Source organism: Pseudomonas sp. ADAK18, from assembly GCF_012935695.1.
GTDB lineage: Bacteria > Pseudomonadota > Gammaproteobacteria > Pseudomonadales > Pseudomonadaceae > Aquipseudomonas.
In genome coordinates this window covers 1,477,209-1,504,048 of the sequence record NZ_CP052859.1, presented here as the reverse complement: position 1 = coordinate 1,504,048, position 26,840 = coordinate 1,477,209, and the positions used below count along the sequence as shown (strand labels likewise).

The window sequence follows — 26,840 nt, the reverse complement described above, 5'->3', positions numbered from 1 at the left end:
GAAACTTTAAATTGAACGCATGAATAAAGAAAAAACCTGGCTCGCCGATACAGGCAGATCGTCTCTGTCGTCTCGCAAGGTTAAGGATATCTCCATGTCGCTCAGACAGCTGTCCATACAATGGAAAATTACCCTCCTGGCTGGCCTGTGCCTGGCGGGAATCGTGACCTTGCTGGTGGGTCTTTCGTTGTATCGCATGGAGCAGAGTTCCCAGCGGGTCAAGGCGTCCAGCATGGAGATGCTCGACGAGGCCGCCCAGGCACGCATCGAGGCCCAGGGTGAAGTCCAGGCGCTGGGCATTCGCCAGCAGTTCATGGACGCCTACCAGTACGGCCACGGCTTTTCCCGGCAGGTGTTGTTTTTGCGTGAGCAGGCCGAGAAGCGCTTCCTGGATGCCTTCGACCTGCGGGAAGACCTGACTCGCCAAGTCAAGGCGGCGCTGCAAGCCAACCCGGACTTGCTGGGCCTGTCCCTGGTGTTCGAAGCCAATGCACTGGACGGTAAGGACGAGTTGTTCAACGGTCAGAAAGAGCTGGGCAGCAATGAAAAAGGCCGCTTTGCCCTGTATTGGTCGCAGCCGACACCCGGCAAGTTGACGTCAATGCCGCTGCCGGAAAGCGACATGTCCGACACCAGTCTCGGCCCCAGCGGTGAGAAGGCCAACGCCTGGTTCACCTGCCCGCGCGCCACCCTCAAGCCGTGTGTGATCGAGCCCTACTTCTATGTGATCGACGGGCAGAACGTGCTGATGACCAGCATCGTTTTCCCGCTGATGGTGGATGGTAAAGTCATTGCCTCGCTGTCGGTGGACATCAACCTCAATAGCCTGCAAGCCATCAGCCAGCAGGCCAGCCAGAAGCTCTACGATGGCCAGACCAGCGTCAGCATTATCAGCCCGGTGGGCCTGCTCGCCGGTTACAGCCCGGACGCCAGTCAACTCAGCCAACGCCTGGACAAAGTTGACACGGCCAGTGGCGCGCAGCTGATCAGCGCCCTTGCCAACAGCGCCGAGACCCGCAGCCTGCGTAGCGATCATCAACTCAAAGTGCTGGCGCCGTTCCAACCGATTCCCGGCGGCAAGTCGTGGGGCGTGTTGCTGGATGTGCCGGAAAAAGTCCTGGTCGCCCCAGCCGAAGCCCTCAAGGCCGAACTGGATGCCGACAACGCCAAAGGCACGTTACTGGAACTGAGCCTGGGTTTGTTGGCGGCGATCGTCGGGCTGTTGCTGGTGTGGCTGATGGCCCGCAGCGTGACCCGGCCGATCCTCGGCGTGGCACGCATGCTGGAAGATATCGCCAGCGGTGAAGGCGATTTGACCCGGCGCCTGGCCTACGACAAGCGCGATGAACTCGGTGAGTTGGCCGGCTGGTTCAACCGTTTCCTCGACAAGCTGCAACCGATCATTGCCCAGGTCAAACGTTCGGTACAGGACGCCCGTGGCACCGCCGACCAGTCCGCCGCCATCGCCACCGAAACCAGCGCAGGCATGGAGCAGCAGTACCGTCAGGTAGACCAGGTGGCCACGGCTTCCCACGAGATGAGCGCCACCGCCCAGGACGTCGCCCGCAGCGCGGCCCAGGCGGCCCAGGCCGCGCGCGATGCGGATCAAGCCACCCGCGAAGGCCTGACCGTGATCGATCGCACCACCACCAGCATCGGCCACCTGGCCGCCGACATGAGCACGGCCATGGCCCAAGTTGAAGGCCTGGCGGCCAACAGCGAGAAGATCGGTTCAGTGCTGGAAGTGATCCGCGCCATTGCCGAACAGACCAACCTGCTGGCCCTCAACGCCGCTATCGAAGCGGCCCGTGCTGGCGAGGCCGGTCGTGGTTTTGCGGTAGTCGCCGATGAAGTGCGCAACCTGGCACGGCGCACCCAGGAATCGGTGGAGGAAACCCGCGCGGTCATCGAGCAACTGCAAAGCGGCACTCAGGACGTAGTGGGCTCCATGAGCAACAGCCACCGCCAGGCCCAGGGCAGCGTCGAGCAAGTGGGCCATGCCGTGACCGCACTGCGCCAGATTGGTGATGCGGTGACGGTGATCAGCGACATGAACCTGCAAATCGCCAGCGCCGCCGAAGAACAGAGCGCGGTGGCCGAGGAGATCAACCATAACGTGGCAAGCATTCGTGACGTGACGGAATCGCTATCAGGCCAGGCCAATGAGTCGGCGCGGGTCAGTCAGGCGTTGAACAGCCTGGCCAACCAGCAGCAGAGCTTGATGGATCAGTTCAGGGTTTGATGGGATAACACCGCCCTTCCTGTAGCCGCTGCCGAGATACGAGGCTGCGATAAGGGCCGAAGGACCTTCAGCGGTTTCAAGATCCTGACGACTGCTGCGCAGCCGATCGCAGGCTGCGCCAGCGGCTACAGGTGATCGAGCTCTTCAGCCCTGGCGACGGGGCAGCTCAATCACCACCTTCAACCCGCCCAACTCGCTCTCTTGCAACTGCAACACCCCGCCCCACACTTCGACGATATCCCGCACGATCCCCAGCCCAAGGCCATGGCCCTGAGTTTGTTCATCCAAGCGTGTACCACGGCTGAAGACCTGATCGCGCTGGCTTTCGGGAATCCCAGGGCCATCGTCCTCCACGCTCAGGCGGAAACCCTCCGCCACTTCGTCGATGCGAAGCACTACCTCGGCATCCGCCCACTTGCAGGCGTTGTCCAGCAGGTTGCCCAGCAGCTCCAGCAGGTCCTCGCGGTCCCACGGCAACTGCAAGCCGGGCCGTACGTGGTAGCTCAACGCCAGATGCTCGCCGTGGATCATGTTCAAGGTCGCCAGCAACCCTGGCAACTCTCCATCGCAGTCAAACAAGGCGCCGGGCAAGGTCTCACCGGCCAGCCGCGCGCGGTTGAGTTCTCGGTTGAGTCGTTGCTGTACCTGCTCCAGTTGCTCGCGCAGCAGCTTGGCGAGCTGCGGATGGTCTTTGAGTTGTTCGCTGGACGCCACGCTCAGCAACACTGCCAGCGGGGTTTTCAAGGCATGGCCGAGGTTGCCCAAGGCATTGCGTGAGCGCTTGAGGCTGTCTTCGGTATGGGCCAGCAAATGGTTGATTTGCGCCACCAGCGGCTCCAGCTCCACCGGCACCTGGGTATCCAGTTGCGAGCGCTGGCCTTGCTGCAGTTGGGCGATCTGTTCGCGAGCGGTCTCCAAGGGGCGCAAGGCCCTGCGCACGGTAACCCGTTGCAGGACCAGGATTAACAATAACGCCGCCAACCCGAGGACCAGACCGACCTGGCGCATCAGGCGAAAGCTTTCCCTGACCGGCGTGTAGTCCTGAGCCACGCTGATAGAAATCGATTGGCCGAAGCGCTTGTAGTCCGAACGCAACACCAACAGTTGCTGGCCCTCCGGCCCCAGTTGCAGATTGCCCTTCAGCCCTGAGTGAGGCAGTTGCGGCAATTCCTGATCCCACAAGGAGCGAGAGCGCCAGTGGGTGTCGGAAAAATCGATACGGAAATAGTGGCCGGAAAACGGGCGCTGATAGGCCGGTGACAGGCGCTGCTCATCCAGTTGCACACCATTGGGCCCACGCACGAGTGCCACCAGCAGGTTTTCGCTGTCGTTGCGCAGTCCCGATTCAAGGTAGCGCTGCAAGCCCATTTCAAACAGCCACAGGCTGGTTTGTGCCAGCACCAGGCCAACGACCACCATGACGCTGATCAGCCCCAGGCTCAACCGTCGCTGAATGGACTTCACGCTTTACTGGCGCCAAACAGGTAACCCTGGCCACGGCGGGTTTCGATCACGCTGCGGCCCAGCTTGCGGCGCAGATGGTTGACGTGGACTTCCAGCACATTGGAATCGCGCTCGGTTTCACCGTCGTACAGATGTTCGGCCAAGTGGCTTTTCGACAGAATCTGCTCGGGATGCAGCATGAAATAACGTAGTAACCGAAACTCGGCGGCGGTCAATTGAATATCGTCGCCATCACGAATAACGCACTGGCGTCCCTCGTCCAGATGCAAACCGGCGGCCTGCAGGGTCGGCTGGTTTGCCTGACCGTGAGAGCGGCGCAACAAGGCCTGGATACGCAGGTGCAACTCTTCGGGATGAAAGGGCTTGCTCAGGTAGTCGTCGGCACCCGCCTTGAGGCCTTCGATGCGTTCAGCCCAAGAGTCGCGGGCGGTGAGGATCAAGACCGGTGTGGCCAAACCGGCGGCTCGCCATTGTGCCAATACTTCCAACCCCGGTAGACCGGGCAGACCGAGGTCGAGAACGATCAAGTCGTAAGGCTCGCTGCGTCCCTGATACACCGCGTCGCGCCCATCCGCCAACCAGTCGACGGCATAACCCTGGCGATTGAGCCCGGCCATCAACTCATCGGCCAGGGGTACATGGTCTTCCACCAGCAGCAGGCGCATCAGTCGTCTTCCTTGTCTTTGAGCAGTTCGCCGGTGTTGGCGTCGAGTTCGATTTCTCGGACCACCCCTTCAACCGTCAGCAATTCGATTTCATAGATATACCGCACAGGCCGATCCTTATGTTCCTCCAGCTCGGCATCCAGCAAGCGACTACCGGGATAGCGCTCGAAAGCCTGCCCCAGCAACTGTTCCAGCGGCTTGATGTAACCTTTCTGGCTCAGACGCAAGGCCTCGTCCTGGCCCAGGTCTCGTGCGGCCAGACTTGAGCAAAACGCCAGGAGCACCAGCGCCACTCGACTGCTGGTGCGTAGATTTACCTTCATTACGTATCCTGATGGTTCTTGAGGATGGCCCCAGTAACAGCGTCCAATTCCAGGTTCCACTCGACGCCTTGGACATCGCGCAGCTCCACTTGATAAAGGTACTTGCCGTATTCCTCTTCAAGCTCGGTTTCATGCACCGTGGCGCCGGGGTGACTGGCCAGTGCCGTCGCATTGAGCTTCTCGAAAGACACAATGGTACCAGCGTCGCGCAGTCTCAGCGCTTCATCCGGCCCCAGGTCTCGGGCCTGGGCCAGGCCGGCGGTCATGACGATGATACTGGTGGTGGCCAAAGCTGTGAGGGTTTTCATGGTGAGTCTCCGTTTCGGGATGTTTTTCCTACGGGGCTCACGGTAACGGCTGCAACTTAACTGAAACTGAATTGCCACCATGGCAATTCACCTTGCGTGCGACCAAGGAAGATTTTCTATACTGCCCTGCTCGTTCCCATAGAGACCGGTATGACGGCTATTCACATCAAGTACCCTGCCCTGACGCTCAAAGCCGGCAAACGCGCCCTTTCGCGGATCCGCGAACAGGGTTTGAAGCCAGCGGACGTTGGCATTCTGCCTGGCGCGGCCGGCGGACCAAAAGCCTTGGGGATTCAGGGCATCGACCTGGCGTTGTTCGGTGACTGGCTGCCTCGTGCACCTCGTCAGCGCTCACTGATCGGCGCGTCCATCGGTTCCTGGCGCTTTGCCAGTGCCTGCCTGCCCGACCCGGTGCAAGGCCTGCTGGACCTGGGCCGGCTGTATAACGAGCAGCGTTTTGCCAAGGGCGTGACCATGGCCGAAGTCAGCCAGAGCTGCCAGCGCATGCTCGACGACTTGCTGGCCGGGCGCGACGCCACATTGCTGGCCAACCCCGACTATCGACTGAATATCGTGGTGGTCAAAAGCCACGGCCTGCTGGCTGACGATCATCGTGGCCGTCTGGGCCTGGGGCTGTCGTCGGTGATTGCCGACAACTTGCGGGGACGCGCGCGGCTGTCGCGGCATTTCGAACGGCTGATCATCCACGACCCGCGCCAGGCGCCACCGCTGCATCCGCTCAAGGACTTCCCATCGCGCTTCCTCCACCTGGAACTGGGCAACCTGCGCCAGGCGTTACTGGCATCCGGCTCGATCCCGATGGTCATGCAAGGGGTGCGCAACCTGCCGGGCGCGGGCACCGGCACCTACCGCGATGGCGGTTTGCTGGACTATCACCTCGACCTGCCCTACCACGGCGATGACATCGTGCTGTACCCGCACTTCACCGACCGGGTCATTCCTGGCTGGTTTGACAAGGGCCTGCCCTGGCGGCGCGGTAATCAGCAAGGCCTGCAGGACGTGTTGCTGTTGGCACCGTCCAGGGAATACCTGGCCCGCCTGCCTTACGGCAAACTGCCGGACCGCAGTGACTTCAAGCGCTTCATGGGAGATGACCCGGGCCGCAACAAGTACTGGCAAACGGCAATGAGTGAAAGCCGGCGGTTGGGGGATGAGTTTATGCAGTTGGCGGATAACGGCGGCCTGGGTGAGCGGCTGATAGCCCTTTAACTTGTTAACCGTTCTCCCGGCTTCCTGGCCCCAGCGAGGCTGCGTTGGCGGCCTATCTGGCGAACCGCGGCGTACCTGACGCAGCCTCGCTTGGGCTCGACAGCTGCTACGCGGTATGCGCAGCGCCGGGTCAAGCTGTTAAACTCGCCGCCTGCCTGACACCTGACCGAGCTGAAAATACCGTGGAAATCTTCAAAGAGTTTACCTTCGAGTCCGCCCACCGCCTGCCCCACGTACCCGAAGGCCACAAATGCGGACGTCTGCATGGCCACTCGTTCAAGGTGGCGATCCACCTGAGCGGCGACCTCGACCCGCATACCGGCTGGATCCGTGACTTCTCGGAGATCAAGGCGATTTTCAAGCCGCTCTACGAGCGTCTCGATCACAACTACCTCAATGACATTCCGGGCCTCGAAAACCCTACCAGCGAAGTGCTGGCCAAATGGATCTGGAATGAATTGAAACCGCTGCTGCCGGAGCTCAGTGCGATTCGGATCCATGAGACCTGCACCAGTGGCTGCATTTATCGCGGCGAGTAAGCGGGCAGTACTTATTGAAAACCACCTCTACGGTGGTTTTTTTATGCATGGCGCCAGCCTCTTTGGGTAACGCCGAGCTGATGGCCTTGCCCTGATCGGCTACAGCGTATAAACCGGACATCTCGGCATTCAAGGAACGCATCATGGAAAATACCTGGCTGGCCCAGGCCAAACGCCTGCAGGCACTGGCGTCCACAGGGCTGCACTTTTGCACCGATGACTTCGAGCGCGAACGCTTTGAGGAGATCGCTCATATCGCCCACAGCATGCTCGCGCAACTGGGCAATGTGCCTCTGGAGCGCATCAGCGGGCTGGTTTCGGATTTCGCCAAGCGCTATTCGACGCCGATGCTCGATGTGCGCGGTGCTGTGATTGAGGGCGACCGCATCTTGTTGGTGCGAGAACTGAACGACGGCTGTTGGGCGTTGCCGGGTGGCTACGCCGATATCGGTTTATCCGCGGCGGAAAACATCGTCAAGGAAATCCGTGAAGAAGCTGGCCTGAGCGTAACGGCTCAGGCGCTGTACAGCGTCACCCATAAGGCGAAAGGCTTGTACAAGCCTGATACCCGCGACTTCTACAAACTGTACTTCCTGTGTGAACGTCTCGACCAGGCTGCGCCCGTAGCGGGCTTCGAGACTACGGATGTCGGTTTCTTCAGCCTGGATGACCTGCCACCGCTGTCCCGAGGACGGACCATCGAGAGTGATCTCGAGGCCGCATTTGCGTTTCATCGCGGCGAGACGACCCACACCCTGTTTGATTGACCCCTTCCCCGCCCCTGGAGTTGGCACGAGCAGTGCTACACACCTGCGTCATTTATTCAGGGAGAAGGCACATGACGCAGCACGAACCTGGCAACGATTACCCCCTCAGCGAAGTGCCCATGCATGCGCGCAAGGGCCTTGCCTCAACGGCCATGGTGCTGTTGGGTTTCACGTTTTTTACCGCAACCATGTTCGCGGGCGGCAAGCTGGGGGTAGCCTTCAGCTTTGCCCAGATGCTCGGCGTCGTGGCCCTGGGTAACCTGCTGTTGGGTATCTACGCCGCAGGCCTGGGTTACATCGCCTTCAAGAGTGGCTTGAACTCGGTGCTGATGGGGCGTTTCTGCTTTGGTGAAATGGGCAGCAAGCTGAGTGACTTGATCCTTGGGTTTACCCAGATCGGCTGGTATGCCTGGGGCACCGCCACCGCCGCCGTGGTGCTGGGCAAATATTTCGAACTGAGCCAGGGCAACGTGCTGGCGTTGATGGTGCTGTTTGGCATGGTGTTTTGCGCCACCGCCTACGTGGGGTATCGCGGGCTGGAAATTTTGTCCTACATCGCTGTGCCGGCCATGGGCATCCTGTTGTTTCTGTCGATGTGGGTCGCCACGGTGAAAGTCGGCGGGCTCGATGGCCTGTTGGCTGTGGTGCCGACCGGCGAGCTGGATATATCCACCGCCATCACTCTGGTGTTCGGCACCTTTGTCAGTGGTGCGACCCAAGCCACCAACTGGACGCGGTTTTCCCGTTCGGCCAAGGTGGCAGTGCTGGCCAGCTTGATTGGTTTCTTCATCGGAAATGGCTTGATGGTGTTGATCGGTGCCTACGGAGCCATCGTCTATCAGCAACCCGATGTGGTGGAAGTGTTGCTACTGCAAGGCTTTGCTATGGCCGCGATGGCCATGTTGCTGCTCAATATCTGGAGCACCCAGGACAACACCATCTACAACTTCGCCGTCGCTGGCTGCAACCTGCTGCGCACCGGGCGTCGCAAGACGGTGACCCTGGTGGGCGCAGTGATCGGTACGCTGCTGGCGTTGGGAGGTATGTACGACATGCTGGTGCCGTACCTGATCCTGCTGGGCACGGTGATTCCGCCGATTGGCGGGGTGATCATGGCGGACTTCTTCTATCGGTATCGCGGCGCCTACCCACGATTGGCCGATACACCGTTGCCGGCATTCAACTGGCCTGGGCTGACCGCCTATGCCGTCGGGACAGTGCTGGCATTCAACTCCCCCTGGGTGGCACCGTTGGTGGGCATTGTTGCCGCGTCGTTGACCTACATCGTGCTCACCGCTGTACTGCGGGTGCGGGCGCCACTGGCTGACGTCCAGGCATAATGACTATCTGATTGCTTTTTGCCCAAGAGGAACTTGCCCATGCATATCATCAACGCTCGCCTGCGCAACCGTGAAGGCCTGCATGATCTGCACCTGGAACACGGCCGGATCGCCAGCATCACCCCACAAAACATAGCGCCAGCAGCAGGCCCGGATGATCTGGACGCTGCCGGTAATCTGGTTGTTCCCCCCTTCGTCGAGCCGCATATCCACCTCGACGCCACCCTTACCGCCGGTGAGCCACGCTGGAACATGAGCGGCACGCTGTTCGAAGGCATCGAGTGCTGGGGCGAACGCAAAGCCACCATCACCCAGGAAGACACCAAGGCCCGCGCCAAAAAAACCATCCAGGCCCTGGCCGCCCACGGCATCCAGCATGTGCGCACTCACGTCGACGTCACCGACCCGGATCTGACAGCCCTCAAGGCAATGCTGGAAGTGCGCGAAGAAAGCACGCACCTGATCGACCTGCAAATCGTCGCGTTTCCCCAGGAAGGAATCGAGTCTTTTCGCAATGGCCGCGAGCTGATGGAAGAAGCCGTTCGCCTGGGGGCCGATGTGATCGGTGGTATCCCCCACTTTGAATACACCCGCGACCAGGGCGTCAGCTCGGTGAAATTCCTGATGGACCTGGCCGAACGCACCGGTTGCCTGGTGGATGTACATTGCGATGAAACCGACGATCCCCACTCGCGCTTTCTTGAAGTGCTGGCCGAAGAAGCCCGCAGCCGCGACATGGGTGCCCGCGTCACCGCCAGCCACACCACGGCCATGGGCTCTTACGACAACGCCTACTGCGCCAAGCTATTCCGCCTGTTGGGGCATTCGGGCATCAGTTTCGTTTCCTGTCCCACCGAAAGCATCCACCTGCAAGGCCGCTTCGACAACTTTCCGAAACGTCGGGGCGTGACCCGGGTCAACGAACTGCTGGAAGCCGGCATGAACGTCTGCTTTGGCCAGGACTCCATCGTCGATCCCTGGTACCCACTGGGCAACGGCAACATCCTGCGGGTGCTGGAAGCCGGTTTGCATATCTGCCATATGCTCGGCTACCGCACCCTGCAAAGTGCCCTGGACCTGGTCACCGACAACAGCGCCAAGGCCATGGCCCTGGGGGATCGTTATGGCCTGGAGCCTGGGCGCCCGGCGAACCTGCTGATCCTTTCCGCCGATAGCGACTATGAAGTGATTCGCAGCCAGGGCTTACCGTTGTATTCGATTCGCGGGGGCCAGGTGTTGATGAAGCGTCAGCCTGCGCAGGTGGAGTTTTTATAGGTTTACACAATCGAATCGATATCCAGGGTTTGCGCCCTTCCCGGCCCCCAACTGTCATCCGGTTGCGGGGGAATACTTGCCACTTGGGATCGTTCGCGGTTTTCCTGATGGGCGAACCAGCGGTTCAAGCTGGGTTGCAGGTTTGGGGATTGGGCGTGGCAACCGTAGACGTCCCAGGCTTGCAGTCGACGCCAGCGCAGGCTTGCCAGGCGTTTTCGACTGGTGTCCAGGCGGTCGACCTCGGCACTCAAGGCCGCCTGATTGTCTTCGTCACTGCGCTGGTTAGTTGGACGTCGACGGTGCAGTTCGTAGTTCTTGTCCCGCAATTGTTGTTGCATGGTGCTAAGTGCTTTCTCGATCAGCTCAAACTCGCGAGGGGTTACCAGAGTGCCATTGGTGTCCAGGGTTTGTTGCCAGCGGCGCAGGGTTGCCCAGGCTGCTGGGATGTAGCTGGTGACCATAAAGTGATGGCTGGACTGGACCAATTGCTTGATCAGATTGGGCCTGTCCGGCATATCGCCGTGGAGTCGCAATGCACGATGACAGGCCACCTCCTCGATGGACTCACAGCCGGGGGTCCACAGTACCGAGGACTGCGTGCCGTCGGGCAGGATGATCGGCATGAAATGTTGTTGTGCGCCGTGGTGTTGATAGGGATTGCCGGTCAGGCGAACCAGGCCCAGGACGAATAGCAGGCCACCGGGGGCCGGGTTGCTGAACAGCACCACGGCACCCGGGATCCAGATTTTGGCGGTGGTGTTCATCCACGGTGCCGGGACGCTAGGGACCGGGTCGTTGTGGTTGACGATGCGGTGGTGTACCAGCGCAGAGGCGCCTTCGGTGAATTCGGCGTCGGCGGCGCGGGGGGCGCCGTAGGTGTAGAGGAGGATGTTGTATTCGCGGTCTGGGATTCGGCGCAAGGACTCTGCCAGTAAAAGGGCTATGGCTCCGCCGAGGCTGTGGCCACAGATAATGATGCGTTGGCTGGTATGAAACTGCGTCAAATATCCGAGCACAAATCGCTGCATCGCACGGTAAGCCAGATAAAAGCCTTCGTGTGCCTTCCCGACGCCTTCGGTAAATGGAACTTGATGAGCGTTCGCATCACGAATGGCGTCGGCACCGCTGGCGGTGCCCCGTACCGCGATCAAAACCACCTCATCGTGGTGACAGATAAAAGCCTGAGTATCAGTGCCATTCTCCTCATCGTCGAAAAAATGCAACTGTGCTGGATGCTCTTGGGCCTTATCCAACCGGGGGTCATTCTGCTCATACAACTCTGGATCAAAGGGCAAAATTTCAAAGCGCTGGGAGTACGGCACATCTTCGTATAAAGGATAAAAGCGTTGCTGTTGGTCAGAGTCGACTTTCCAGGCTTCGTGATAACCCGCGAGTTTCTCCGCAAACAGGTTGCCAATGCTGGGATGCAGCGGGAAGGCGACTTGATCAAGGGGAGCTACCGTAGGCTCCTGACCAAACTCGCAATAACTCAAGGTTGCCATGAGTGCCAGTTGATAGCCGTTCAAGGCGCAGAAGCGATCATCAAGTGACAGTGCAGGACGCAGTGCTCTAAGCGGCCGAACCTCCAGTACGGTGTGCTTGTTAGGAAATAGCACCAATCCTGTCAACGTCGGTTGAGGTGGCCCAAAACCCAGATCAGCCATCATTTTTAGAGCATGCCGAGGCGGACAATGAATCCTCGGTGCCGGAGGGGGCAAATGAGCGGAGTGCCGGACAAGATCGCGTACTTCGACCTGATAAAAATGGTCTGCCTGTATCTGCGACGGATTACGTTCTAACCGCTGACCATCGTCGCGTGAAAAACGGGTTTGTTCCGCACGAACTTGAAGCTCGGTGACAGGCAACTTGTAACTTGGCCGCGTCATCAGTCCGTTATAGATATCTTCTGCTCCCGAATAACGCTCGTCGAACGACAGGACAACCGGCCCGCAGTAGAGCCCTTGCAATTTGGCAAACCCCTCACCGTTCAACCTTCCGGTGTAATGCTCTCCTGCACTGTCATAGACCTTGTAAGGTAGACCTCCATATGCCTTGCCACTCCCCAGTTCATCTACCAAACAAAAGCTCACCCAGTGTCCTCGCAATGAACAAGCTGGCATCTTGTTACTGAAGAACAGTTGCTTCCATGCGTCCTGACTCATGAGCTTTCTCCCTATTCGTTACACGTCGGATAGATAGTGCAGACACGCCCATCTGGCATTTTAAAAGACTTGAAATCAGTCGTATTACCACGGCAAAACGCGAACACGTCATCCAGGCTTTTCCCCAGACACCGCTTCCAACCACCAGGAACAACTATCCAATTGTCGTCAACCGCTGGTAACTCCTCATCGATCAACCCCAATGTCAGTCTTATGGTTTTCCCTGTCATCGCATCACGCTGAACAGCACCACCCGCCCGTGCCTTGCGTAACAGACCATCCGCGCCCAATGCGTTGCATTTGAGGAGTTTGATAAGGGCACGTTCAGGTCCTCCAGTACGAAACAGCCACTGACACCGAGCCGCAAGTTCCAATACTCCAGACTCAGGCATTACGGAGTCCCCGAACTCCGACTGATCACTCAAATAGATGGCGGCATAATCCCTCCCAATATCAAACCAGCGCTCTCCCCACTCCGTATCCAGCGCAAACATAATTCTGCGCAACACCAGCGGACACCCACCCACCCGCTCCGTCAGCGGTACTTCGAAACTGACCCGGTTAGCTTCTGGCTTACCACGCGTGTCAAAAACCTTAAGCTCCGGCCGCTTGCCTCGCCGTCGCGGCAACGTGCAGGTCTCGCCCGTCGCAGGTTGGTAAACCGCATCGCCTCTGAATCTGAAATTCGCCGGCAGATCGACCTCCAACGTGAAGCTATCGACGGGTTGCGTCCCACACCCGGAAGTGACCAGCACACCACAGACAAGTAACCCCAACATGATTCCCTTACGCATCACGACTCGCTCCCTGCGCCCGACGCCACTGCTCCACCACCCGCTGAAAATGACCCGCTGCGGGTTCCCCCGGCACCGGCTGCCAATGGACAACAGCCTCTCCACTGGCCTCCAGCAAGCGCTGCACCACCAAAAACTCCAACCGTTCAGGCGCCTCCCATTGCCAGACCCGGGCCTGCTCCAACACCTGGACCAGCCAGACTTTCGGGTCCTGATACTCGGCCAACCGGCAAAGGTCTTCGCTGTGTTCAGCCAGCAGGTAGCGCAGGATGTTGGCTTGCAGAATGGCTCCAGAATGCGGATTGGGGACGTCGAGCCACGGTGCAGGATCGGGCACTGTGTGTTCGTTGGGCGCTGGGTTGTTGCCACAGTTCCAGCGCTGATCGTGCCAGTAGCACACGCTGATCAATGGCCCGAGGAAGGCAGGCCACTCCTGGGTTGGTAGATGTGCCAACGCTCGCGCGAAAGTACGGTTGTCGTGAAAGCGGTACAGCGCCTGGTTCCCCGTAGCTCCCACCAACAGCCGTTCACGCCAATGCCGGGTAACGCTAGACAAGTCCTCATCAGGCAGGCTGCCCAACCATCCCCAATTCAGCTCTGGTTGTTGCAGCAACCTGACAAGCTCAGGCTCGCTGGCCTGATCCAGCAGCAGGATCAACGGGCCTTTCGTTGCCAGCGCCTCCACGACGGTTCCACTGTAGAGATTGCAATACTGCGATACCGCGCGTGTCGCCAGCAGTGAGTGACGCGCCTCACTGTTCCCCTCAAGCATCAGGCACAGCCAGCGTCCTGCCTGCTGTTGTTGAGCCATCCAATGTCCGGGCGTGATCTTCATCAGGCGGCCCTCCCCGTAACGTCGCACACACCTTCGCGACAACGCTCACACACCGGGCAGAAGTCAGCCCCCAGTTGCCTGGCCAACCCCATGACGGCTCCTTGCGCTGTAGACATCATTGGAACGACTGCGAGCATCGGCAACGAAGCTTCTTCACCCGGCCCGACAGGATTCGCCGAGCGGATTGCAGTAGGTTTTCCTCCCACGGTAATGGGACGACTGCTGAATATCCCGCCCGCCTGAATCACCAGATGCTCACCACCGGCCTTGAAACTCAACTGCGCACCCGCCTCAATAACCAGGCAGGCACCAGCCTTGAGATGAATCTGCTGCCCGGCTTCGATCAGCAACACCTGGCCCACATGCGTCTGGCTGCTGCCAGCCACCTTCAAGTGATCATCTGCCTCAAGCAGAATCTTGCGGTCACCGACGATACTGCGGTGTTCCTCATCCTCCAGGCTGGCGGTACTCAAGCCACGGATGGTTTCCTGCCGCTGGCCTGCAACCTCCAGCCGGATGTCATGACCCACGTGTTGTTCCAGATCCCGCTGGGCTCGCAGGTAGATGAGCTCCTCGCCGCGGCGATCTTCCAGGTGCAGCTCATTGGCCCCTGCACCACCTGGAGAGCTACGGCTGCGCAGGACGCTGCGGGTCTTGTGCTTCGGCAAGGAATAGGGCGGCATGTGCCGGGCATTAGGTAAACAGCCATTGATCAGCGGCTGATCGGGATCGCCCTCCAGAAAGGTCACCAGAACCTCCATGCCCACTCGCGGAAGCATCAACGCGCCGTAACTATCACCGGCCCAACCGGAGGCAACTCGCACCCAGCAACTGCTTTTGTCATCACTGGGATCCAGTCGATCCCAGTGAAACCGGATCTTGACCCGACCATATGGGTCGCAATGCACATCTTCACCCGCAGGCCCGGTCACCGTAGCGGTCTGGCTTGCGGCGATACGCGGCTTGGGGTGTTCGAGCGGTGGACGGAAAGGCGCTCGCCAAGGCGTTGCGGTGAACCGGTTACGGTAACCGCAGAAAGCGCCAGGCTCCGGTGCGACCTCCTCCAACACTTGGGGCTGATAGCCTTCATGACGCACACTGGTGATCAGCCACAAGTCATTGCACGACTGATCCGGATGATCCTGCAACTCCAGAAAATGCCCACTGCGCAGAGTGGGCTGATCACTCTTGCCCAACGCCCGATAACGAGGCTGCTGGTGGCGCTCCAGACCACGCCGGGCCAATTGCGCACCACGCCGATGACCGGTGAAGCCCGCCGGGTATTGGTAGTCTTCAAGAACCTCGATAGATGAAGTCCCGGTCTGATCTTGCAAACGCAACGACGGATGTTCGAAGTCATAGTCACGCCGTACCACCTGCCGGCTACGGGTCGACAGGCGTACATCAAAGCGCTGGATCACACCTTGATCTGCAGTCGAACGGCTGGAGCAATAGCGCTGCGCCGGCAATCGGCGAAACACCGTCTGATCATCGCCAAACACCAGGAGATGGCCGTCTGGACTGTGACGCAGATGGTAATGAATGCCCTCCTCCTCACACAGCCGCTGGATAAAATGCAAATCGGTTTCTGCGTATTGCACACAGAACGTTCGAGGCGGATAAACCACCGGACCGAGCTCAAAGGCATAGGCATCCGCGAGAATACCGTGATGCTCCAATACCGCTGCGATGATCTGCGGCACGCTGCGTTGCTGGAAAATCCGCTGATCACAGCGATGAGCCAGGTAGGCCAGGCGCGGTACCAGGGTCAGGTGATAACGGGTCAGCCGGCTGCCCGGATCATCGCGTCCAACAGCGTAGATCTGCCCATGAAGTCCTTGGCCAGGTTCACCGAAATCAAGATAGGCGGGTTGATGGAGAAGTGTCTCCAGATCAAGGGAGGGATTCTCACTGACCAGTTGGACATGAACGGAGAAAGGCTGGCTGATGGTTTCATTGCCTTTGAAGGCAAGTACCTGGAAGTCATGGGTAACACTTGGAACGATCAGTTTGAAACGGGAAGAAACATGCGCATTAAACATCCGTTGTTGTCCGCCACTAATTGCCACACTGAAATGACTTTCCCTGTGCACCGATGCGTTAGTTGTTTAAATCGGAGCCGAAGAGAAATCCCTGAGCAGCCCTAAGGGTAGCGATTCCAGAGGAAACTCTGGCCACTTGAAAATAAAAAGGAAGTTTCGTACGCGAGCAAAAGAAGTGTCTTTTTAAAATAAAGAATCACAATCAAAGAGCCAGTACCGGACAACTGGAAAAGTCCTACACTATTCTCATATTAATAACTTACTGATAGAGAACCAGCTGACCCGGCTAATTAAGCCGATCACTTTCTTATTCAGGTCTCTTGCCGCCGCGCGGTCCCGAACAGGCTGACATTGCTCAACGTTCCCCCCTGCTGCTCCAACCGCATAGGTGCTGTCCCTCCAGGCATCACCACCGCGACCTCGCCCGCACCCACCCATCCCACACGCCAGGCAGCACAAGCCACCGCACTGGCACTGGTGCCGGAAGACTCCGTAGGCCCTTCGCCGCGCTCGAACACCCGGGCAATCAAGCGACTATCAGACTCCCGGGCCGCCCATTGCAGGTTGACTCCGCCGATGCAAGGCTGGCCAGCTCCAACCGGGGGCGCAAAAGCAATCGCCTGCAGCGACTCGAACAGGTCCAACTGATGCATCTGCTGGTTGCTTGGCAACAACGAAATCTGAGGTACCAGAGTCACGCAATGAGGATTACCCACGCGCACAAACTGACTGTGATCCCATTGGGCGTTGATCGAAGACAGGCCTGAAACATGGCTTAGTTCACGACCGTTGAGCGACACCTGCCCAGGGCCCACGGCCCCCACTGCCGCCGGCCCGAACTCAGGGCGTCCCAGCGCCAGCCAGAAGCCCCGGATCTGGTCATGCACCGCGGGCTCAATCCGGGTCAGCACCGGTGACAACGTATCCGTCTTGTCGTGATACACCCGCAGCTCACACGCCTGCGTCATCAACCCTTGATCGGTCAACGCCTGGGCAAAGATCGTCAAGCCATTACCGCTGCGTTCGGCCAAGGTACCGTCGGTGTTGACGATCAGTAGATCGAATGGCGGCTCGACCTGAAACGGCCCGACCAGCAAGCCATCACTGCGGTGAGCCTTGCTCTCTGGAGGACGCGGCAGTGCTCCCCAACCACACTCGCGGGCCACCGCAGCCTGCGTCCAGGCATCCCGGGTACGCGCAGCCTGGGCGGCACTATCCGGCACCGCAATGCCATGACTGCGCAACAACGCGGGGCTCACAACGCCGTAGATATTGCCTCGGGCGTCGTAGAAATGGGTCATTGCGCCGTCCGCATAAAGATCCGTACCACTTCCTCCAGATGCTTGCGCATGGCCTGTCGCGCACCTTCGGCATCCCGTTGTTCCAAGGCTTCCAGGATTTTGCGGTGCTCGTCTTCGGAACGATGAGGCATATCGTCAGAGGTGTAGTGCGCCTGCAATCGTTGGAACATGCTGCCGTAACGATGCCCCAACAAGTGCGCAATCATCAGCGCATACGCCGGGTTACCCGAAGCCTGGGCAATGCGGATATGGAACAGGCGATCACCTGGGTGGGTATGCGAGCCTTCGCGGTTGTCCTGGACGTTGCGCTCAAACGCCTCGCGAATACCCACCAGTTCTTCATCAGTGGCGTGTTTGGCGGCCAGGGCTGCGGCCTCCGGTTCAATCAGGCGACGGGCCTGCAGCAGGGAAAACGGTGGGATTTCAGCGTTGAAGTCGACGTGCAAATCCAGCTCCGGATCAAACTCCTGCCATTGATCCCGAGTGGCCAGGGCCATCACCGGCTCCTGACTGACCTTTGGCTGCGCCGGTTCACACACCAGCACGCCGTTACCAACGCGCACATCCACCAGGCCGATCACTTCCAGGGCAATCATGGCTTCCCGGACCGACGCACGGCTTACGCCCAACAGCTTGGCCAGTTCCCGCTCAGCCGGGAGGCGGCTGCCTGGAGGAAATTCACCGCTGTCGATCAGCGCTCGCAACTGGTCGGCGATCTGCCGGTAAAGACGTTGGTTATCAATTACTTGAAATGGCATCTTGGCTCAGCTCGACTCATGCACAGCCAGGAAAAACCGATCATCCCGCAAAAAAGCCGCTTGTTGACCGGGAAGTCCCGTGCTAAAAATTGGATCAATGGCCTGACCATTGGATCGTTTCCATTGGGCTGATCATAGCAAACCTCCCAGGTTTCGCTACGAACCATATTCAGGCGTTTTACGCCCTCAATGGCCTGACCATTGAGCCAATAATAACAATCAAGGGAGTCTGTCATGGACCTCACCGGTAAACGCGTGTTGATCACCGCCGCCGCCCAAGGCATTGGCCGTGCCAGCGTCGAAGCCTATCTGGAGGCTGGCGCCGAGGTGATTGCCGCCGACATCAATCAACAGGCACTCGCCGACCTGCCGGGCGCGCAGACGGTCGTGCTGGACGTCACCGACGCCGCTGCCGCCCAACGCCTAGCCGCACAATTCGGCCCTCTCGATGTGTTGTTCAACTGCGCCGGTGTCGTTCATGCCGGCAATATCCTGGAATGCCCGGAAAGTGACTGGGCGTTTGCCATGGACCTGAACGTCACCGCCATGTACCGCATGATCCGCGCCTTTCTTCCCGGCATGCTGGCGGCGGGGGGCGGGTCGATCATCAATATGTCGTCGGTGGCCTCCAGCCTCAAAGGCGTGCCCAACCGCTTCGCCTACTGCGCCAGCAAGGCCGCGGTAATCGGCCTGACGAAATCCGTGGCCGCCGACTTCGTCACCCGGGGCATTCGCTGCAATGCCATCTGCCCTGGCACGGTGGAGTCGCCGTCACTGCATCAGCGCATTGCCGAGCAGGCCACCCGCGAAGGTCGGCAACAGGATGAGGTGTATGCCGCCTTCACCGGCCGCCAGCCGATGGGGCGCCTGGGCACACCGCAGGAAATCGCTCAGTTGGCGCTGTACCTCGGTTCAGATGCCAGTGCCTTTACCACCGGTACTACCCAAATTATCGATGGCGGCTGGAGCAACTGACCGCCCCGTTCCTTCTACTTATTAGAGGATTGCCCATGAAACTGTTGCGTTATGGTGAGAAAGGTCAGGAACGCCCGGCTCTGCTGGACCAGGACGGTCGGCTGCGGGACTTGTCCGCCCATGTCAGCGATATCGCAGGCAGTGCCCTGCTCCCGCACAACCTGGCTCGCCTGCAAGACCTTGATCCCGCCAGCCTGCCTCTGGTGCCGGGTACCCCCCGACTGGGAGCCTGTGTCGGACACGTCGGAAAATTCATCTGCATCGGCCTGAACTACGCCGATCATGCAGCAGAAACCGGAGCACCGATTCCAGACGAACCGATCATCTTCAACAAATGGACCAGCGCCATCGTTGGCCCCAACGACAACATCGAGATCCCTCGCCACTCACACAAGACCGACTGGGAAGTGGAGCTGGGCGTGGTGATCGGCCAGGGCGGGCGCTATATCGATGAAAGTCGGGCCATGGAACATGTCGCCGGTTATTGCGTGATCAACGACGTGTCCGAGCGTGAATTCCAACTGGAGCGCGGCGGTACCTGGGACAAGGGCAAAGGCTGCGACACCTTCGGCCCGCTGGGCCCATGGCTGGTGACTCGTGATGAAATCGCCGACCCGCATCAACTGGCAATCTGGCTGGAAGTCGACGGCCACCGTTATCAGAACGGCAACACCCGCACCATGATTTTCCAGATTCCCAAATTGATCAGCTATCTGAGCCAATTCATGAGCCTGCAACCGGGGGATGTGATTTCCACCGGTACCCCGCCCGGTGTCGGTCTGGGGATCAAGCCCACGCCGGTCTACCTCAAGGCCGGGCAAAAAATCCGCCTGGGTATCGAAGGCCTGGGCGAGCAGAACCAGACCACGGTCGACGCCTGACAAGAGCCAAGGAGCCGTTCATGACCACCATTACCGCGATTCGTGTCGAAGATATCCGTTTTCCTACGTCCCAGTCCCTGGACGGTTCCGACGCAATGAACCCGGACCCAGACTACTCCGCCGCTTATGTGATTCTGCAAACCGATAATCCGGCCCTTGAAGGCCATGGCCTGACATTCACCATCGGCCGTGGCAACGAGATTTGCTGCGCGGCGATCAAGGCCATGGAGCCGCTGCTGGTGGGCCTGACGCTGGAATGGATCAGCGAGGACATGGGCCGCTTCTGGCGCCATGTCACCAGCGACAGCCAGTTACGCTGGATCGGTCCGGACAAGGGCGCCATTCACTTGGCCACCGGCGCCATCGTCAACGCCGCGTGGGATCTATGGGCCAAGGCCGAAGGAAAACCCCTGTGGCGCCTGGTGGCCGACATGAGCCCGGAACAGCTGGTGCGCTGCATCGATTTTCGCTACATCACCGACTGCATCACCGCGCCCGAAGCCCTGGTCCTGCTGCGTCAACGCGCCGAAGGCAAGGCCCAGCGCATGGCCAACCTGCAAGCCCACGGCTACCCGTGCTACACCACTTCAGCGGGTTGGCTCGGTTATGGCGACGACAAGCTGCGCCGGCTGTGCCAGGAAGCGGTGGATGCCGGTTTCAATCACGTCAAACTCAAGGTCGGCCACGACTTGCAGGACGACCTGCGCCGGGTGCGCATCGCCCGCGAGGTACTGGGGCCAGACCGCCAACTGATGATCGACGCCAACCAGGTGTGGGAAGTGAACACCGCCATCGACTGGGTACGGGAATTGGCGTTTGCCAAACCCTGGTTTATCGAGGAACCCACCAGCCCCGACGATATTGAAGGCCACCGCAAGATTCGCCTGGGCGTAGCACCGGTCAAGGTGGCCACCGGCGAGATGTGCCAGAACCGGATCATCTTCAAGCAATTGATCATGCGCGAAGCCATCGATGTGGTGCAGATTGACGCCTGCCGCCTGGGCGGGGTCAACGAAGTCCTCGCGGTGATGCTGATGGCGGCCAAGTACAACTTGCCCGTGTGCCCGCATGCCGGCGGTGTCGGGCTTTGCGAGTATGTGCAGCACTTATCGATGATCGATTACCTGTGCATTGCCGGCACCCATGACGGTCGAGTGATCGAATATGTCGACCACCTGCACGAGCACTTCGAAGAGCCGTGCGTGGTCCGTGGCGCGGCCTACATGCCGCCTCAGGCACCAGGTTTTTCGATCCAGATGAAAGCCGCGTCCCGTGAGCAATACCGTCACCGGCCTTGAGACGAACAGCAAACTGAATGGACGGAGCACAATAATAATGTCGTCCCCAACACCTTTAAGGCTCGATGCGCACCAGCACTTCTGGCGCTACCGGGCCGCTGACTATCCGTGGATCGGCGCGCCTGAAGCCGACCTGCGCCGGGACTTTGTCCCACAGGATTTACGGCCTTTGCTCGACGCCGCCGGCCTGGACGGTTGTATTGCCGTACAGGCCAGGGCCGGCGAACAGGAAACCGATGCACTACTGGATATGGCGCAACAATACCCGTGGATACTCGGCGTGGTGGGCTGGGTCGACCTGTGCGACCCGACGCTTGAGCAGCACTTGGAGCAGTGGAGCGACCGGCCAAAACTCAAGGGCTTTCGCCACCAGATTCAGGACGAGCCACGGCCCGCGACCTTCATGGCTGACCCCAGGTTTTCCCGTGGACTGCAACACCTGCAACAGCAAGGCTATGTCTACGAGGTGCTGATCCGCTGCGCCGACCTCGACGCGGCTACAGCGATGTGCCAGCGCCACGACCGCCATCATCTGGTGCTTGATCACCTGGGCAAACCGGATATCGCCAATGGCCCTTCCGGCTGGGCTGAACACCTGGCGCCGCTGGCCGCCCTGCCCCACGTCAGCTGCAAACTGTCGGGCCTGCTCACGGAGGCCGGGCCCGATCAACGCAACGCCGATGCCTTGCGCCCCTTTATTGAACTGGCCCTGGAACTGTTCGGCGCCGAACGCCTGATGTTCGGCTCCGACTGGCCGGTGTGCCTGCTGGCCGGCGAATACGCAGACACCTGCCAATTGCTGGAGCAAACCCTCGGCCATCTGTCGCCCAGCGAACACCAGGCCATCTGGGGCGGCACTGCCCAGCGGGTCTATCACCTTGAAGGAAACTGCCCATGAATCTGCATTTGCAGGACCGCGTGATCATCGTCACCGGCGGCGGCTCGGGAATTGGCGCGGCCATCTCCCTGGGGCTGATTGCTGAAGGTGCGATCCCGGTGATCTTCGGTCATCAGCCCTTGTCCGCAGCCTTTGCCGCCCAACTTGAACAGGCGGGCAAAAGCCACTTCGTGCGTGTCGAATTGCGGGATGAAGAGGCCTGTCGCGCCGCCGTCAACGAAGTGCTGCAACGCTTCGGGCGTATCGACGGGCTGGTGAATAACGCCGGCGTCAACGACGGTGTGGGCCTGGAAGCTGGGCGTGCCGCCTTCGTCGAATCCCTGGAAAAGAACCTGATTCACTATTACCTGATGACCCACCTGTGCCTCGACGCGCTCAAGACCAGTCGCGGGGCCATCGTCAATATCAGCTCCAAAACCGCTCTCACCGGCCAGGGCGGCACCAGCGGCTACACCGCCGCCAAGGGCGCGCAATTGTCCCTGACCCGGGAATGGGCCGCGTCGCTGCTGGAGCATGGGATTAGGGTCAACGCGGTGGTGCCCGCCGAAGTGCTGACGCCGCTGTACCAGCGCTGGATCGATGGCTTCGACAATCCAGAAGCCAAGTTGGCCGCCATCGTTGAAAAAATCCCCTTGGGCAAGCGGATGACCACCCCCGAGGAAATTGCCGACAGCGTGCTGTTCCTGCTCTCACCTCGCGCGTCCCACACCACCGGACAATGGCTGGTGGTGGACGGTGGCTACACCCATCTGGACCGGGCGCTGACATGAATCGCCAACGTTACTGCCTGGCACTGGACCTGGTGAACGATACGGCATTGATCACCGAGTACCAGCAGTTGCATCAGCGCATCTGGCCCAGCGTGGCCGAGCACCTGCGCAGCCAACAGGTGCTGGACATGCAGATCTGGCGCCTGGGCACACGGCTGTTCATGGTCATGGACACCGCTGCCGGTTTCAGTTTCGACGCACTGGAGCGTGCCGCGCTGGCCAATCCCGAGGTGCAGCGTTGGGAGTCATTGATGTGGCGCTTCCAGACACCCACGCCGTGGACCGATCCGGGCGGCAAATGGCAGCCCATGGAGCAGATGTTCAGCCTTATCGACCAACCCTGACCTTTCAACCGTAAGTCCCCCTGCATCGCACGCCTTGATCCCATAAAAACAACAGGAGAAGCGTCATGTTAAGCAAAGAAACGAGAGTGGCAGACGGCGCCCAAAGCGCAGCTGTGCCGACCTATCGCTGGGCACTGATCCTGGTGACCAGCCTGTTCTTCCTCTGGGGCTTGTCCTATGGCTTGCTGGACGTGCTGAACAAGCACTTCCAGGAAACCTTGCACGTCAGCAAAGCCCAGTCCGGCCTCTTGCAAAGCGCCTACTTCGGCGCCTATTTCCTGATTGCCCTGCCGGCGGGACTGTTGATGGACCGTCACGGCTACAAGGCCGGGATCCTGCTGGGCTTGTGCCTGTATGCGGCGGGCGCCCTGCTGTTCATGCCAGCGGCGGCGGCGGCCAGTTTCCCGTTTTTCCTGTTCGCGTTGTTCGTGATTGCCTGCGGCCTGGGTTGCCTGGAGACGGCCGCCAACCCTTACGCCACCGTGTTGGGTGATCCTCAGGGCGCCGAACGGCGCTTGAACCTGGCGCAATCGTTCAACGGCCTGGGTCAGTTCTTCGGCCCGCTGATTGGCGGCGCGATGTTTTTCAGCGCTGGCAGCACACCCGCCTCAGACATGGGTTCGCTGCAAACCACCTACGTGGTAATCGCCATTCTGGTGCTGCTGGTGGCGGTGCTGATTGCCCGCACGCCATTACCGGACTTGCGAGCCCAGGAACAGGCGATGCAACCGGTCAGTGGCAAGGGCTTGTGGCAGCATCGGGAGTTTGTCGGCGGGGTGATCACTCAGTTTTTCTACGTGGCGGCCCAGGTCGGCGTCGGCGCATTTTTTATCAACTACGTCACCGAACACTGGGCGCAGATGAGTAGCCAGCGTGCGGCCTATTTGCTGTCGATCGCCATGCTGGCCTTCATGTTCGGACGGTTTTTCAGTACCTGGCTGATGGGGCGGGTCAGCGCCCAGCGGTTGCTGCTGATTTACGCGCTGATCAACATTGCCTTGTGTGCATTGGTGGTAATGGGGCTGGAAGGCGTGTCGGTGATCGCGCTGATCGCAGTGTTCTTCTTCATGTCGATCATGTTCCCGACGCTGTTTGCCATGGGCGTGAAAAACCTCGGACCGCATACCAAGCGGGGCAGTTCGTTCATGATCATGGCGATTGTCGGCGGCGCGTTGATGCCCTACTTGATGGGCAAGGTGGCCGATCACAGTTCGGTGGCGCTTGCCTACCTGTTGCCCCTGGGATGCTTTGTGATTGTCGCGGTCTACGCCCGCAGCCGGTTGCGGCACGGCTAATAGCATGGAAGTGGCGTAAAGGCCTGTGGGTTCTACACTTGTCTTTCCCATGGATGGACGTTTTCATCAGGCCGAAATACGTGCGCAGTCGATCAAACGCCCTCCTCTTTTCGCGGAGGATGCGACATGAAAACACTTGCCCCACAAAGCCCCGTCGAAACGCTGTATCGCGAAGGTCGCAAGACCTTCATTGAATTGGTTCCCGAGGGCGGCGCACGCCTGGATGCACTGTTCCACACCGCTCCGGCTTTGGGCGAGCTCGCGGTGGGTGTGGTCTACGGCTATTTGAACAGTCGTCCGGGCCTGGACTCGCGCTTGCAAGAGGCGGCGATCTTTGCCGCCATCGTCGCCACGGGGATTGTTTCGGCCCCCTTGAGCGTTCACTTCAAGACCAGCCTGGCTGAGGGGCTGGCACCGGGGGAACTCACCGAACTGCTGTTGATCGCATCTGCATTCACCGGTTTTCCCCGTGCCGTAGCCACTGCCGATCAGCTCAACCAACTCTTCGAAGCGGCTGGCCTCGCCTCGCCCCCGCCGCCTACACCACTGGCGCTGGCCATGGCGTTCTGTGACAGCGTACGCCAGGGCAAACCGTCATTTCCCGTCAGTGCCCAGATCAAGAAACTGCTGCGTAAACCTCACACGCTGTCGTTGCACGCCACCGCTGCGGATCGGGTGATTGTCGAGAGTTATGTCGACAAGGAAACCACGCCACGTGGTGTAGTACTGGTCCGGGTGGTGGGGCCTGAAGTGGTGCAGGTGCAGGACTATTTGAAAACGTCGGCTTGATACTTATCCAAAATATCGCCCAACGTTATCCCGAAAGTACGCCTGAGCGGCTCCGACCAGTAAAAGGATTGGCCTGGAAGGTGGTAATCCACCGCAAGAATACTGGGGTTCACCTGTTCTCACGGAGATTACGCACCTTCCAGACCACCTCACACAAGGCACAGGCTACTGTCCTGCAGATAGGAAGTAGTTGAGTGGCGAAGCAGGGGAATAGCGTTCCATGATTGGAAAAACAAAAATCGGCAGCGTTTGGCGATGTGTAAAGCCAGGGCGAGTTGAGCCATTCCAAGGGAACCCCGCTCGCTCGATACGGCCTGATGTGCAAGGATGTTGCGCAGCACATCGTCGTTAAACGCAAAGCCAAGGATTTTTCATGACCGCCATCAGCACCCCAGCGCCCGTGGTTCCCGGGCGGCTGGAACAAATGTCGACCCGTATCGCGTTTTTCATCGCAGGTTTCGGCATTGCTGCCTGGGCACCGCTGGTGCCATATGCCAAGGCACGGGCGCAACTCGATGAAGGCACACTGGGGCTGTTGTTGTTGTGCCTTGGTGTCGGTTCGATCATCGCCATGCCGGCAGCGGGCGCCCTAGCATCGCGCTTCGGCTGCCGACGGGTGCTGACCGGGGGGACGATTCTGATCTGCCTGGCCTTGCCATTGCTGGCCACGGTCAGCTCAATTCCGTTGTTGATGGCCGCGCTGTTTCTGTTTGGCGCAGGCTTAGGCGCGGTGGACTCCACGGTCAACCTGCAAGCGGTGATCGTCGAACGGGCTAGCGGCAAGACCATGATGTCGGGCTTCCACGGGCTGTTCAGCCTCGGAGGCATCGTCGGTGCGGCGGGTGTCAGCGGGTTGCTGGGGCTGGGCCTGTCGCCGCTGGCGGCCATCCTGGTGGTGATCGTCATCATCGCGTTGGCGCTGCTCAAGGCCGGGCCACACCTGCTGCCCTACGGCAGCGAAAGCTCGGGGCCGGCCTTTGCCATCCCCCATGGCGTTGTGCTGTTTATCGGCTGCCTGTGCTTTATCGTATTTCTCGCCGAAGGCGCTGTGCTGGATTGGAGTGCGGTGTTCCTCAGTGCCGAGCGCGGGCTGGATGAAGCCTACGCAGGCCTGGGCTACGCAGCATTTGCTCTGACCATGACCGCCGGACGCCTGACCGGTGATGCCATCGTTCGCCGTCTGGGTGCTACCCGGGTCATTGTGATCGGCGGCTCATTGGCCGCAGTTGGCATGCTGCTGGCGACGCTGTTCCCGGCCTGGGAAACCGCCCTGCTGGGCTATGCGCTGGTGGGTGCCGGGTGCTCGAATATCGTGCCGGTGCTGTACACCGCCGTCGGCAAGCAGCAGGTCATGCCAGAACACATTGCCGTGCCTGCCATCACCACCCTGGGCTATGCCGGCATTCTTTCCGGCCCGGCGATGATCGGCTTTATCGCCCATGGCAGTAGCTTGAGTGCCGCCTTTGTGCTGATCGCAGTGCTGCTGGCAGGCGTGGCGATCAGCGGGAAAATACTGCGGGTGTAGATACACAACGCCTCATGGGT

At 59.9% G+C, this 26,840-nt stretch carries 26 protein-coding genes; 15 read left to right on the top strand and 11 right to left on the bottom strand.

Annotated elements, in window-relative coordinates; genetic code table 11:
* Positions 1 to 94: 94 nt before the first annotated feature.
* Positions 95 to 2,242 carry a methyl-accepting chemotaxis protein gene (locus HKK55_RS06755; RefSeq protein WP_169353934.1) on the top strand — a complete coding sequence of 716 codons (2,148 nt, stop codon included), beginning with the start codon at positions 95 to 97 and terminating at the stop codon, positions 2,240 to 2,242.
* A gap of 144 nt (positions 2,243 to 2,386) precedes the next feature.
* Here the strand turns inward: HKK55_RS06755 and HKK55_RS06750 are convergent, their stop codons facing one another.
* From HKK55_RS06750 to HKK55_RS06735, 4 genes are read right to left on the bottom strand one after another with little or no spacing between them, the layout of a single operon-like run.
* A complete protein-coding gene (locus HKK55_RS06750; protein WP_169353933.1) occupies positions 2,387 to 3,706 on the bottom strand; it encodes a sensor histidine kinase in 1,320 nt (439 codons plus the stop codon).
* Positions 3,703 to 4,371 (bottom strand): response regulator transcription factor, encoded by a 669-nt coding sequence (locus HKK55_RS06745; protein ID WP_169353932.1) that lies wholly within the window; start codon positions 4,369 to 4,371, stop codon positions 3,703 to 3,705. The genes HKK55_RS06750 and HKK55_RS06745 overlap by 4 nt, the downstream gene beginning before the upstream one ends.
* Positions 4,371 to 4,694 carry a PepSY domain-containing protein gene (locus tag HKK55_RS06740; protein WP_169353931.1) on the bottom strand — a complete coding sequence of 108 codons (324 nt, stop codon included), beginning with the start codon at positions 4,692 to 4,694 and terminating at the stop codon, positions 4,371 to 4,373. Before HKK55_RS06740 ends, HKK55_RS06745 begins: the two co-directional genes overlap by 1 nt.
* Positions 4,694 to 5,002 (bottom strand): PepSY domain-containing protein, encoded by a 309-nt coding sequence (locus HKK55_RS06735; protein WP_169353930.1) that lies wholly within the window; start codon positions 5,000 to 5,002, stop codon positions 4,694 to 4,696. Before HKK55_RS06735 ends, HKK55_RS06740 begins: the two co-directional genes overlap by 1 nt.
* A 150-nt stretch (positions 5,003 to 5,152) precedes the next feature.
* On the opposite strand from HKK55_RS06735, the gene HKK55_RS06730 reads away from it, so the two are divergent.
* From HKK55_RS06730 to codA, 5 genes are all read left to right on the top strand, one after another.
* Positions 5,153 to 6,232, top strand: a complete 1,080-nt coding sequence (locus HKK55_RS06730) for a patatin-like phospholipase family protein (RefSeq protein ID WP_169353929.1) — start codon at positions 5,153 to 5,155, stop codon at positions 6,230 to 6,232.
* A 182-nt stretch (positions 6,233 to 6,414) separates the two neighbouring features.
* Positions 6,415 to 6,771: a 6-carboxytetrahydropterin synthase QueD gene (gene queD / locus HKK55_RS06725; protein WP_003190259.1), complete on the top strand. Its 357-nt coding sequence runs from the start codon at positions 6,415 to 6,417 to the stop codon at positions 6,769 to 6,771.
* Between the two features lie 143 nt (positions 6,772 to 6,914).
* A complete protein-coding gene (locus HKK55_RS06720) occupies positions 6,915 to 7,538 on the top strand; it encodes an NUDIX hydrolase (RefSeq protein ID WP_169353928.1) in 624 nt (207 codons plus the stop codon).
* Between the two features lie 71 nt (positions 7,539 to 7,609).
* Complete coding sequence (gene codB / locus HKK55_RS06715) at positions 7,610 to 8,878, top strand: cytosine permease (RefSeq protein ID WP_169353927.1); 1,269 nt, start codon at positions 7,610 to 7,612, stop codon at positions 8,876 to 8,878.
* A gap of 39 nt (positions 8,879 to 8,917) precedes the next feature.
* Entirely contained in the window at positions 8,918 to 10,153 is a 1,236-nt protein-coding gene (codA, locus tag HKK55_RS06710; RefSeq protein WP_169353926.1) for a cytosine deaminase, read from the top strand.
* 2 nt (positions 10,154 to 10,155) lie between these two features.
* Here the strand turns inward: codA and HKK55_RS06705 are convergent, their stop codons facing one another.
* From HKK55_RS06705 to HKK55_RS06675, 7 genes are all read right to left on the bottom strand, one after another.
* Positions 10,156 to 12,315 (bottom strand): lipase family protein, encoded by a 2,160-nt coding sequence (locus tag HKK55_RS06705; RefSeq protein WP_169353925.1) that lies wholly within the window; start codon positions 12,313 to 12,315, stop codon positions 10,156 to 10,158.
* 11 nt (positions 12,316 to 12,326) lie between these two features.
* Complete coding sequence (locus HKK55_RS06700) at positions 12,327 to 13,109, bottom strand: hypothetical protein (RefSeq protein WP_169353924.1); 783 nt, start codon at positions 13,107 to 13,109, stop codon at positions 12,327 to 12,329.
* A complete protein-coding gene (locus tag HKK55_RS06695) occupies positions 13,102 to 13,944 on the bottom strand; it encodes a DUF4123 domain-containing protein (RefSeq protein WP_169353923.1) in 843 nt (280 codons plus the stop codon). The genes HKK55_RS06700 and HKK55_RS06695 overlap by 8 nt, the downstream gene beginning before the upstream one ends.
* On the bottom strand, positions 13,944 to 15,986 hold the full coding sequence (locus tag HKK55_RS06690) for a type VI secretion system tip protein VgrG (protein WP_169353922.1): 2,043 nt from the start codon (positions 15,984 to 15,986) through the stop codon (positions 13,944 to 13,946). The genes HKK55_RS06695 and HKK55_RS06690 overlap by 1 nt, the downstream gene beginning before the upstream one ends.
* Before the next feature lie 311 nt (positions 15,987 to 16,297).
* Positions 16,298 to 17,287, bottom strand: coding sequence for a diaminopimelate epimerase (locus HKK55_RS06685; RefSeq protein WP_169353921.1), 990 nt, complete (start codon positions 17,285 to 17,287; stop codon positions 16,298 to 16,300).
* Positions 17,284 to 18,045: a FadR/GntR family transcriptional regulator gene (locus HKK55_RS06680; RefSeq protein WP_169353920.1), complete on the bottom strand. Its 762-nt coding sequence runs from the start codon at positions 18,043 to 18,045 to the stop codon at positions 17,284 to 17,286. Before HKK55_RS06680 ends, HKK55_RS06685 begins: the two co-directional genes overlap by 4 nt.
* Positions 18,030 to 18,281: a hypothetical protein gene (locus HKK55_RS06675; protein ID WP_169353919.1), complete on the bottom strand. Its 252-nt coding sequence runs from the start codon at positions 18,279 to 18,281 to the stop codon at positions 18,030 to 18,032. Before HKK55_RS06675 ends, HKK55_RS06680 begins: the two co-directional genes overlap by 16 nt.
* Between HKK55_RS06675 and HKK55_RS06670 the strand changes: the two genes are divergently transcribed.
* From HKK55_RS06670 to HKK55_RS06630, 9 genes are all read left to right on the top strand, one after another.
* The gene (locus tag HKK55_RS06670; RefSeq protein ID WP_169353918.1) at positions 18,280 to 19,020 is read left to right on the top strand and encodes an SDR family oxidoreductase; all 741 of its coding nucleotides are present in this window, start codon (positions 18,280 to 18,282) and stop codon (positions 19,018 to 19,020) included. The genes HKK55_RS06675 and HKK55_RS06670 overlap by 2 nt on opposite strands.
* A gap of 35 nt (positions 19,021 to 19,055) precedes the next feature.
* On the top strand, positions 19,056 to 19,901 hold the full coding sequence (locus HKK55_RS06665) for an ureidoglycolate lyase (protein ID WP_169353917.1): 846 nt from the start codon (positions 19,056 to 19,058) through the stop codon (positions 19,899 to 19,901).
* Positions 19,902 to 19,921: 20 nt separating this feature from the next.
* Positions 19,922 to 21,199, top strand: coding sequence for an L-fuconate dehydratase (locus HKK55_RS06660; RefSeq protein ID WP_169353916.1), 1,278 nt, complete (start codon positions 19,922 to 19,924; stop codon positions 21,197 to 21,199).
* 37 nt (positions 21,200 to 21,236) lie between these two features.
* Complete coding sequence (locus HKK55_RS06655) at positions 21,237 to 22,097, top strand: amidohydrolase (RefSeq protein ID WP_169353915.1); 861 nt, start codon at positions 21,237 to 21,239, stop codon at positions 22,095 to 22,097.
* A complete protein-coding gene (locus tag HKK55_RS06650; RefSeq protein ID WP_169353914.1) occupies positions 22,094 to 22,867 on the top strand; it encodes an SDR family oxidoreductase in 774 nt (257 codons plus the stop codon). The genes HKK55_RS06655 and HKK55_RS06650 overlap by 4 nt, the downstream gene beginning before the upstream one ends.
* Positions 22,864 to 23,211 carry an L-rhamnose mutarotase gene (locus HKK55_RS06645; RefSeq protein ID WP_169353913.1) on the top strand — a complete coding sequence of 116 codons (348 nt, stop codon included), beginning with the start codon at positions 22,864 to 22,866 and terminating at the stop codon, positions 23,209 to 23,211. The genes HKK55_RS06650 and HKK55_RS06645 overlap by 4 nt, the downstream gene beginning before the upstream one ends.
* Positions 23,212 to 23,276: 65 nt before the next feature.
* Positions 23,277 to 24,506, top strand: a complete 1,230-nt coding sequence (locus HKK55_RS06640; protein ID WP_169353912.1) for a sugar MFS transporter — start codon at positions 23,277 to 23,279, stop codon at positions 24,504 to 24,506.
* A gap of 126 nt (positions 24,507 to 24,632) precedes the next feature.
* A complete protein-coding gene (locus HKK55_RS06635) occupies positions 24,633 to 25,295 on the top strand; it encodes a carboxymuconolactone decarboxylase family protein (RefSeq protein WP_169353911.1) in 663 nt (220 codons plus the stop codon).
* A gap of 373 nt (positions 25,296 to 25,668) precedes the next feature.
* The gene (locus tag HKK55_RS06630; protein ID WP_169353910.1) at positions 25,669 to 26,820 is read left to right on the top strand and encodes an MFS transporter; all 1,152 of its coding nucleotides are present in this window, start codon (positions 25,669 to 25,671) and stop codon (positions 26,818 to 26,820) included.
* Positions 26,821 to 26,840: the final 20 nt, after the last annotated feature.

What these genes read in the sequence shown, in the direction of transcription:
- HKK55_RS06670 (WP_169353918.1), top strand. Translation starts at nt 18,280, where the DNA reads ATGGACCTCACCGGTAAACGCGTGTTGATCACCGCCGCCGCCCAAGGC.
- HKK55_RS06650 (WP_169353914.1), top strand. Translation starts at nt 22,094, where the DNA reads ATGAATCTGCATTTGCAGGACCGCGTGATCATCGTCACCGGCGGCGGC.
- HKK55_RS06640 (WP_169353912.1), top strand. Translation starts at nt 23,277, where the DNA reads ATGTTAAGCAAAGAAACGAGAGTGGCAGACGGCGCCCAAAGCGCAGCT.
- HKK55_RS06745 (WP_169353932.1), bottom strand. Translation starts at nt 4,371, where the DNA reads ATGCGCCTGCTGCTGGTGGAAGACCATGTACCCCTGGCCGATGAGTTG.
- HKK55_RS06680 (WP_169353920.1), bottom strand. Translation starts at nt 18,045, where the DNA reads ATGCCATTTCAAGTAATTGATAACCAACGTCTTTACCGGCAGATCGCC.
- HKK55_RS06630 (WP_169353910.1), top strand. Translation starts at nt 25,669, where the DNA reads ATGACCGCCATCAGCACCCCAGCGCCCGTGGTTCCCGGGCGGCTGGAA.
- HKK55_RS06645 (WP_169353913.1), top strand. Translation starts at nt 22,864, where the DNA reads ATGAATCGCCAACGTTACTGCCTGGCACTGGACCTGGTGAACGATACG.
- codB (WP_169353927.1), top strand. Translation starts at nt 7,610, where the DNA reads ATGACGCAGCACGAACCTGGCAACGATTACCCCCTCAGCGAAGTGCCC.
- HKK55_RS06635 (WP_169353911.1), top strand. Translation starts at nt 24,633, where the DNA reads ATGAAAACACTTGCCCCACAAAGCCCCGTCGAAACGCTGTATCGCGAA.
- HKK55_RS06705 (WP_169353925.1), bottom strand. Translation starts at nt 12,315, where the DNA reads ATGAGTCAGGACGCATGGAAGCAACTGTTCTTCAGTAACAAGATGCCA.
- HKK55_RS06695 (WP_169353923.1), bottom strand. Translation starts at nt 13,944, where the DNA reads ATGAAGATCACGCCCGGACATTGGATGGCTCAACAACAGCAGGCAGGA.
- HKK55_RS06735 (WP_169353930.1), bottom strand. Translation starts at nt 5,002, where the DNA reads ATGAAAACCCTCACAGCTTTGGCCACCACCAGTATCATCGTCATGACC.
- HKK55_RS06655 (WP_169353915.1), top strand. Translation starts at nt 21,237, where the DNA reads ATGTCGTCCCCAACACCTTTAAGGCTCGATGCGCACCAGCACTTCTGG.
- HKK55_RS06675 (WP_169353919.1), bottom strand. Translation starts at nt 18,281, where the DNA reads ATGACAGACTCCCTTGATTGTTATTATTGGCTCAATGGTCAGGCCATT.
- HKK55_RS06730 (WP_169353929.1), top strand. Translation starts at nt 5,153, where the DNA reads ATGACGGCTATTCACATCAAGTACCCTGCCCTGACGCTCAAAGCCGGC.
- HKK55_RS06720 (WP_169353928.1), top strand. Translation starts at nt 6,915, where the DNA reads ATGGAAAATACCTGGCTGGCCCAGGCCAAACGCCTGCAGGCACTGGCG.
- HKK55_RS06665 (WP_169353917.1), top strand. Translation starts at nt 19,056, where the DNA reads ATGAAACTGTTGCGTTATGGTGAGAAAGGTCAGGAACGCCCGGCTCTG.
- HKK55_RS06740 (WP_169353931.1), bottom strand. Translation starts at nt 4,694, where the DNA reads ATGAAGGTAAATCTACGCACCAGCAGTCGAGTGGCGCTGGTGCTCCTG.
- codA (WP_169353926.1), top strand. Translation starts at nt 8,918, where the DNA reads ATGCATATCATCAACGCTCGCCTGCGCAACCGTGAAGGCCTGCATGAT.
- HKK55_RS06685 (WP_169353921.1), bottom strand. Translation starts at nt 17,287, where the DNA reads ATGACCCATTTCTACGACGCCCGAGGCAATATCTACGGCGTTGTGAGC.
- HKK55_RS06755 (WP_169353934.1), top strand. Translation starts at nt 95, where the DNA reads ATGTCGCTCAGACAGCTGTCCATACAATGGAAAATTACCCTCCTGGCT.
- HKK55_RS06700 (WP_169353924.1), bottom strand. Translation starts at nt 13,109, where the DNA reads ATGCGTAAGGGAATCATGTTGGGGTTACTTGTCTGTGGTGTGCTGGTC.
- HKK55_RS06690 (WP_169353922.1), bottom strand. Translation starts at nt 15,986, where the DNA reads ATGTTTAATGCGCATGTTTCTTCCCGTTTCAAACTGATCGTTCCAAGT.
- HKK55_RS06660 (WP_169353916.1), top strand. Translation starts at nt 19,922, where the DNA reads ATGACCACCATTACCGCGATTCGTGTCGAAGATATCCGTTTTCCTACG.